The organism is Bradyrhizobium oropedii (assembly GCF_020889685.1).
In the GTDB taxonomy this organism is placed as follows: domain Bacteria; phylum Pseudomonadota; class Alphaproteobacteria; order Rhizobiales; family Xanthobacteraceae; genus Bradyrhizobium; species Bradyrhizobium oropedii.
Genome location: NZ_JACMYO010000321.1, coordinates 1 through 5,113, shown reverse-complemented (window position 1 = coordinate 5,113; position 5,113 = coordinate 1). Strand labels below are relative to the sequence as shown.

6 protein-coding genes and 1 pseudogene are annotated in these 5,113 nt (G+C 60.2%); 1 reads left to right on the top strand and 6 read right to left on the bottom strand.

Annotation, left to right across the window (positions count from 1 at the left end):
- The 4 genes and pseudogenes from H8A95_RS41535 to H8A95_RS41520 form a co-directional block, all read right to left on the bottom strand.
- Positions 1–616 (bottom strand): annotated as a pseudogene (locus tag H8A95_RS41535) (AAA domain-containing protein); the annotation flags it as partial.
- Positions 610–1,374 carry a nuclease-related domain-containing protein gene (locus tag H8A95_RS41530; RefSeq protein ID WP_229170564.1) on the bottom strand — a complete coding sequence of 255 codons (765 nt, stop codon included), beginning with the start codon at positions 1,372–1,374 and terminating at the stop codon, positions 610–612. The gene H8A95_RS41530 and the pseudogene H8A95_RS41535, both read right to left, overlap by 7 nt.
- Positions 1,375–1,973: 599 nt before the next feature.
- Positions 1,974–2,405 (bottom strand): type II toxin-antitoxin system VapC family toxin, encoded by a 432-nt coding sequence (locus H8A95_RS41525; protein ID WP_229170559.1) that lies wholly within the window; start codon positions 2,403–2,405, stop codon positions 1,974–1,976.
- On the bottom strand, positions 2,402–2,704 hold the full coding sequence (locus tag H8A95_RS41520; RefSeq protein WP_229170560.1) for a hypothetical protein: 303 nt from the start codon (positions 2,702–2,704) through the stop codon (positions 2,402–2,404). The genes H8A95_RS41525 and H8A95_RS41520 overlap by 4 nt, the downstream gene beginning before the upstream one ends.
- Positions 2,705–2,920: 216 nt before the next feature.
- Here H8A95_RS41520 and H8A95_RS41515 point away from each other — a divergent pair, with 216 nt between their 5' ends.
- Positions 2,921–3,436 carry a hypothetical protein gene (locus H8A95_RS41515; RefSeq protein ID WP_229170561.1) on the top strand — a complete coding sequence of 172 codons (516 nt, stop codon included), beginning with the start codon at positions 2,921–2,923 and terminating at the stop codon, positions 3,434–3,436.
- 139 nt (positions 3,437–3,575) lie between these two features.
- On the opposite strand, the gene H8A95_RS41510 is transcribed toward H8A95_RS41515, so the two are convergent.
- Both H8A95_RS41510 and H8A95_RS44010 read right to left on the bottom strand, forming a co-directional pair.
- Positions 3,576–4,571, bottom strand: coding sequence for an LLM class flavin-dependent oxidoreductase (locus H8A95_RS41510; protein WP_274617724.1), 996 nt, complete (start codon positions 4,569–4,571; stop codon positions 3,576–3,578).
- A complete protein-coding gene (locus H8A95_RS44010; protein ID WP_274617723.1) occupies positions 4,537–5,013 on the bottom strand; it encodes an LLM class flavin-dependent oxidoreductase in 477 nt (158 codons plus the stop codon). Before H8A95_RS44010 ends, H8A95_RS41510 begins: the two co-directional genes overlap by 35 nt.
- Positions 5,014–5,113: the final 100 nt, after the last annotated feature.

Here is a 5,113-nt window from a genome sequence, read left to right as displayed (position 1 = left end):
CTAGAGAAGCCTTCTCGGTCTTGCGCACAAGTTCGGCGAACGCGTCGGCCGCTTCGACGCCGTTGTCAAAGCGCTCACGCGCTTCGGTCTTCAAACAACGATCGAACCAGCCCCTGAACGCGTCTGGAATATCCAGACCCTTCATGGTCCCGGACGTCCAGAGCGGAACGCGATCCATGGACTGCAGACGCTCTCCTGACAGCAGCGTCCAGACAAGCGCGCCAGCCAGGAACACATCCTGCTGAAATGGCGTTCCGCTCGAGCTCTTGCCCACGTCCTCGGGTACCCTGAACCCGCTTGCAAGAAGTTTCGAGCGCGTTCCACCGATCGACGTTCGTTCCGGGAAATGTGCGGCACCAAACCCGGAAAGAACGACCTTGCTTCGGCGCTCGTTGATCCAAACCGAATGTCGGTCAAGGTCGCGATGAGCAACCCGAATACGGTGAAGGCTCGCTATCCGGTCGAGGAACAACCGCGCCAATTCGACACGTCGCTCGAACGTCAGATCCTGGAGAGGACCCTGGAATCTGTTGAGCCTTTCGAGATCCGGCAGGCGGTCGAAGATCTCCGAGTACCTCAGAGTGTACTCGGAATCGAAGTGGATCGACCTCAGCACGTAGTTTTCGTACAGGGCCGGGTCCTGCACACGGATGTGTCCGAGCACGGCCCGCTCGCGCTCCGCCACGGACGCCGCGCTTCTTCGACGAGGAATTCGCTCTCGACGGTAAAATCCCACAACCTAAGCAGCCCCGTATAGTTCGGATCTTCAGGTTGATGACAGGAGAATTCCTCGAAAAGGGGGTGCTTGAATTCCGAATCACCGACCGGAATGAAGCCGTAAAATCGCGTCTTCCGGGGCTCGAACAGCTTTCCATTTTGGAAGAACCCCTGGAGTAGCGCACCAAGTTGCCCTGTGCACAGCGGGTTTGAGGCTCCAAACCGTGAGTGGGTCGTGAACAGGCGTCGAAAGTCTTGCTCGCGGGAAATCTTCAGGAAGTCCGCCAGCTTTACGGTCCTGTCGAGTTCGACCTTATCCAACCCACTCGGATCGCAATCCGGATGAGTGAGGACGACGACGCTTTCCACTGGCGGCGCGGCCGGAATCTTATGCACCTCGGATCTAATGAGATCAGCGAGGATCTTCGCGTTATCGCGAATTTCATGCGCGGGCGAACGACCTAGATTATCGGCGCCTCGGTGCCAAAAGCCGCCACGGTTGTCGATCCGACCGCGGATGTGCTTCAGATCGACCAGGATGATCCGATCGGCCGCTATGATGACGGCATCAATTTCGCGGTCCTGGCCACGCCGACCGCGCTGTCGCATCACGAAATTCGCAAATCCCATCCACTGCCGCGGAAGAACGCGGCGCATCTCGGCCAAGCCTTCCATCTCCGTGGGATGCGGACCTTGAGGTAGAAAGAAGTGGATATCCATTTATGCCCTAATTCGATCTAAAGACTATGATTAGCGTTGGCGGGATATCCGCCCAAATCCTCTGGACCAAAAGCTCTCGCCGCGGAGACTCAAGCTCCAGCCGCTGCCCCTCAGGTTGCATCGCTCGGCAATAGCCCCGCTGGGGCAGGATCGCCAGCCCCCTCTATCGTACAAGCTTGAATGATTCGCTTGGCGTCATCTCCCCCTTATCGCCCTATGACCTTCCGGTGCCGACCTGGCGGCGGCCGCCAGCCCGCGACATCGAACGGCGCGAGGCTAATCTAATCTTCGCTATTAGCGCCGGCACGGCGCTTCACCTCCGACAAGGTGTTTATCCTATTGTAGGATATTATGGTGGTGATCATCGGGAGGCGGCAAATTACCAAGTGCTCGATTTTATCGAAACCAAGTTTATTTGGGAGGCGCTCTCTTGCTTCTTCCTTTTTCAGCGCGCGGAGATAGTAACTCGTTAGCCGGCGGTTATATCGCACGAACAGCGCCCGATCGACCTCAACGCTCTCCAATTTGCCGCGGCGTCACATCGATCCACGGATCGGATTGATGACCCGGACCCCGGCAAAATCTTTCTCGTTGTCCGTTACCACGACGCAGTCGTTCGAACCGGCGACGGCCGCGATGATCATATCAAGCCCGTTGCGTGGCCGGCCGGCGGCTTTCCCTTCCGCCATCAATCCCGCCCAGATGAGGCCCGCCTTCTCGTCGAACGGCAGGATGCGGCCCGCGAACAAAGCCTGGGGCCCCTCCGGACCTGAGAACCAGGCGTCGAGCGCTGCTCGTCGTTTGCCGTTCGGCTTCTCCAGGATGCCACGATGGATTTCGGCGAGGGTAAGCGAGGTGATGAACAAATGGTCGTCGCGCTGTGCCGCCATCCAAGCCAGGAGCGATTCCGATGGCTGCGGCTTGACGACATTGCTGATGATGTTGGTGTCGAGAAGATAGCGTGTCACAGGTCGACCTTGCGCCCTTCTTCACGTGGGCGCGTCACGTCGAGATCGGCGCCGACGAGTGGCGAGCGCCGCAACGCGTTCAGGATGCCACCGGGCTTGGGCGGCTCGCCAGAAACGGCCCGTTGAACCGTGCGCCGGAGATTACCAGCTTCCGGCCCTTCCTCGCTCAGCTTGCGCGCAAGTACTCTGATGAGGTCGCGGTCGGCCTCAAGGGCCTGGAGTTCGAACCGCACAATGCCACGCTTCGTCAGCCGGGATCGGTAATTTTCGATCGCCCTTCTCTGTGCACTCTTGCTCACTGATCGCCTCCATAGTATATCTGGATATATAGCCGAATCTTCGGTTCGCTGCAAGGCCGCGGCTCTTTTGGGACCCCCAGAGCCGCAGAGATGAAAAGAGGGCGGAGCTGTGTGCGACGTCGCGATCACGCAAATGGCGGTCCGGACTGTTCATCACGAAAATATTTTTTGTACGATCGACTTTGCGGCATCCTTGAGGGCGTGCCGGGAGCGAAGTTGAAGGACAAGATTGGCGCTCTGGAAGCACGAAAGGCCGAGTTGGTCGACCTGCTCGCGAACGCGGAGGACCCGCCGCCCCTCCTCCACCCGAATATGGCGGGGATCTACCGTCACCGCGTGGCCGCCCTGTATGAGAACCTGCAAAGCGAAGGCGAGAGAGCCGAAGCGGCGGAGGTTTGCCGCACGTTGGTCGATCGGGTGACACTCGTCCCCAATGGCGAACAGCTAGCGATCATATTGCGCGGGGACCTAGCCGCGATCCTGCGCTTTGCGGCAGGCAAGAAAAACCCCGACTTCCTTTCGGAGGCCGGGGCTCTAGATGGTTTGCTATCGCAAGCATCGGTGGTTGCGGGGAGGCGCAACACCCGATCCCTGCGGAATGGGAACCAGAGCGTGAATGGCACCCGTTCCGAGGTACCGTCGCTAGTTGCGCAAGAAACAGTGGTCGCGCGGGCACCCACCATCCGATTTCTGCAATTGATTGAACGGGAGATCCCGAAGCTGGCCGCGTAGGGCCCACATGGTAGAAAACAAAAAGCAAAACTAGTGTTTGCAGGCACTTCTGAGCGGCGCGCCACTCAGCACAAAATTATGAACCTTATGTGATTGAAATTGCTAATCGATTCTGAGCTTGGAGGGGCATCGTCGTTTTCTATCGAACTCCTTGTCGGGGTCCCACTGGAGTAGCTATTCGCGCCAAACTCCTGACACGTCCGATGTGATCGTTCAGTTGGCTCGGACTTCCCGACGCGAAACACCCAAACCGCCAAGCATGCCAAGCTGTTTGAAGATTAACGTTCAACCTGGCGGCCGGGCCAAGCCGAGCGAATCGCGCAGGGTCGCCCCGTCGTACTCTGTGCGGAAGAGGCCCCGACGTTGCAGCTCCGGCACGAGGCCGTGGACCAACTCCTCCAAACCGCCCAGGAGGGTACGGAACCTGCAACATGAAGCCGTCGCAGGCGCCGGCCTCGAACCACTCCTGCATCCGATCGGCGACCGAACCGGGCGTGCCGGCAAATCCGCTGGTGGTTCTCCCGGCGCCGTAGCGCTGTCCCAGTTCCGCTAGGCTCAAGCCCGAGCGTCGCGTCAGTTCGGAGACCTCGCGGTAGTGCCCTTCGACCCCGGGAACGTCGAGATTCTCGGGCAAGACCTGATCTTGGGGGAAGCGAGAGAGGTCGACGCCCAGATGATAGGATAGTGTCGAGAGACCAGACTCTGGATGCGACAATTCGTGGAGTTGGTCGTGCAGCGCCTTGGCCTCCTTCTCCGTGTCGCCAATCACCGGAACAATGCCCGGCAACACCTTGATCGTATCGGGGTCACGTTCGACCGCGACGTCCATCAGGCCCGGCGTCACGAAGATGATCTCGGCCCACCGCGCCGCGAAATCGCGGCCGCGATCCGAAGCGCCGGCCTGGATGAAGACCGGGCGCCCTTGCGGCGGCCGGCTAACATTGAGCGGGCCTTGTACGTTGAACCATTTGCCGGAATGATCGATCCGATGCACCCACGCGGGGTCAGCAAACAGCGGCGTCTGGCGATCCCGGATCAGCGCACCATCCTCCCACGAATTCCACAGCTTGGTCACGACCTCGATAAACTCGTCGGCCCGCTCATAGCGCTCTTCGCGCGAAAGCTGCTCGGTCAGGCCAAAGTTGCGCGCCTCGGCTTCCTGGAATGAGGTGACGATGTCCGGCGGCGCGGCCGCCGCTGAGATGGTCGAGCGTCGCGAGCGCCCGCGCAAGTACGTAGGGCTGGGCGTAAGTCGTCGATATGGTCGCGCCGAGACCGAGATGCTTCGTCGCACCGGCGATGATCGAGAGCACCACCAGCGGATCGAGCCGCAGCGCACCCAAGGCGCCGTAGCGAAGCTGGCTGTCCAGGCTACCGCCTAGCGTGTCCGGAATCGCGAGGATGTCCGCAATGAACAAGAGATCAAACCGCCCCTGCTCCAGCAGCCGGCCGATATTCTGGTAGTAGGCGGCGGACAGCAGGTCGCCATCCGCCTCCGGATGCCGCCATCCGGCATGGCTGCCGGAGACGGGGCCCGCGGAGACAAAGGCGGCAAGGTGCAGTTTCTTGTCAGGCATCGGGTCAGCTCACAGTCCAAGAAATCTCGACGGGGCCGCCACGCTTCAGCGTGTTGTAGATCGGGCAGTTGGCGGTGAAGCCGGCGACCAGCGTCTCAGC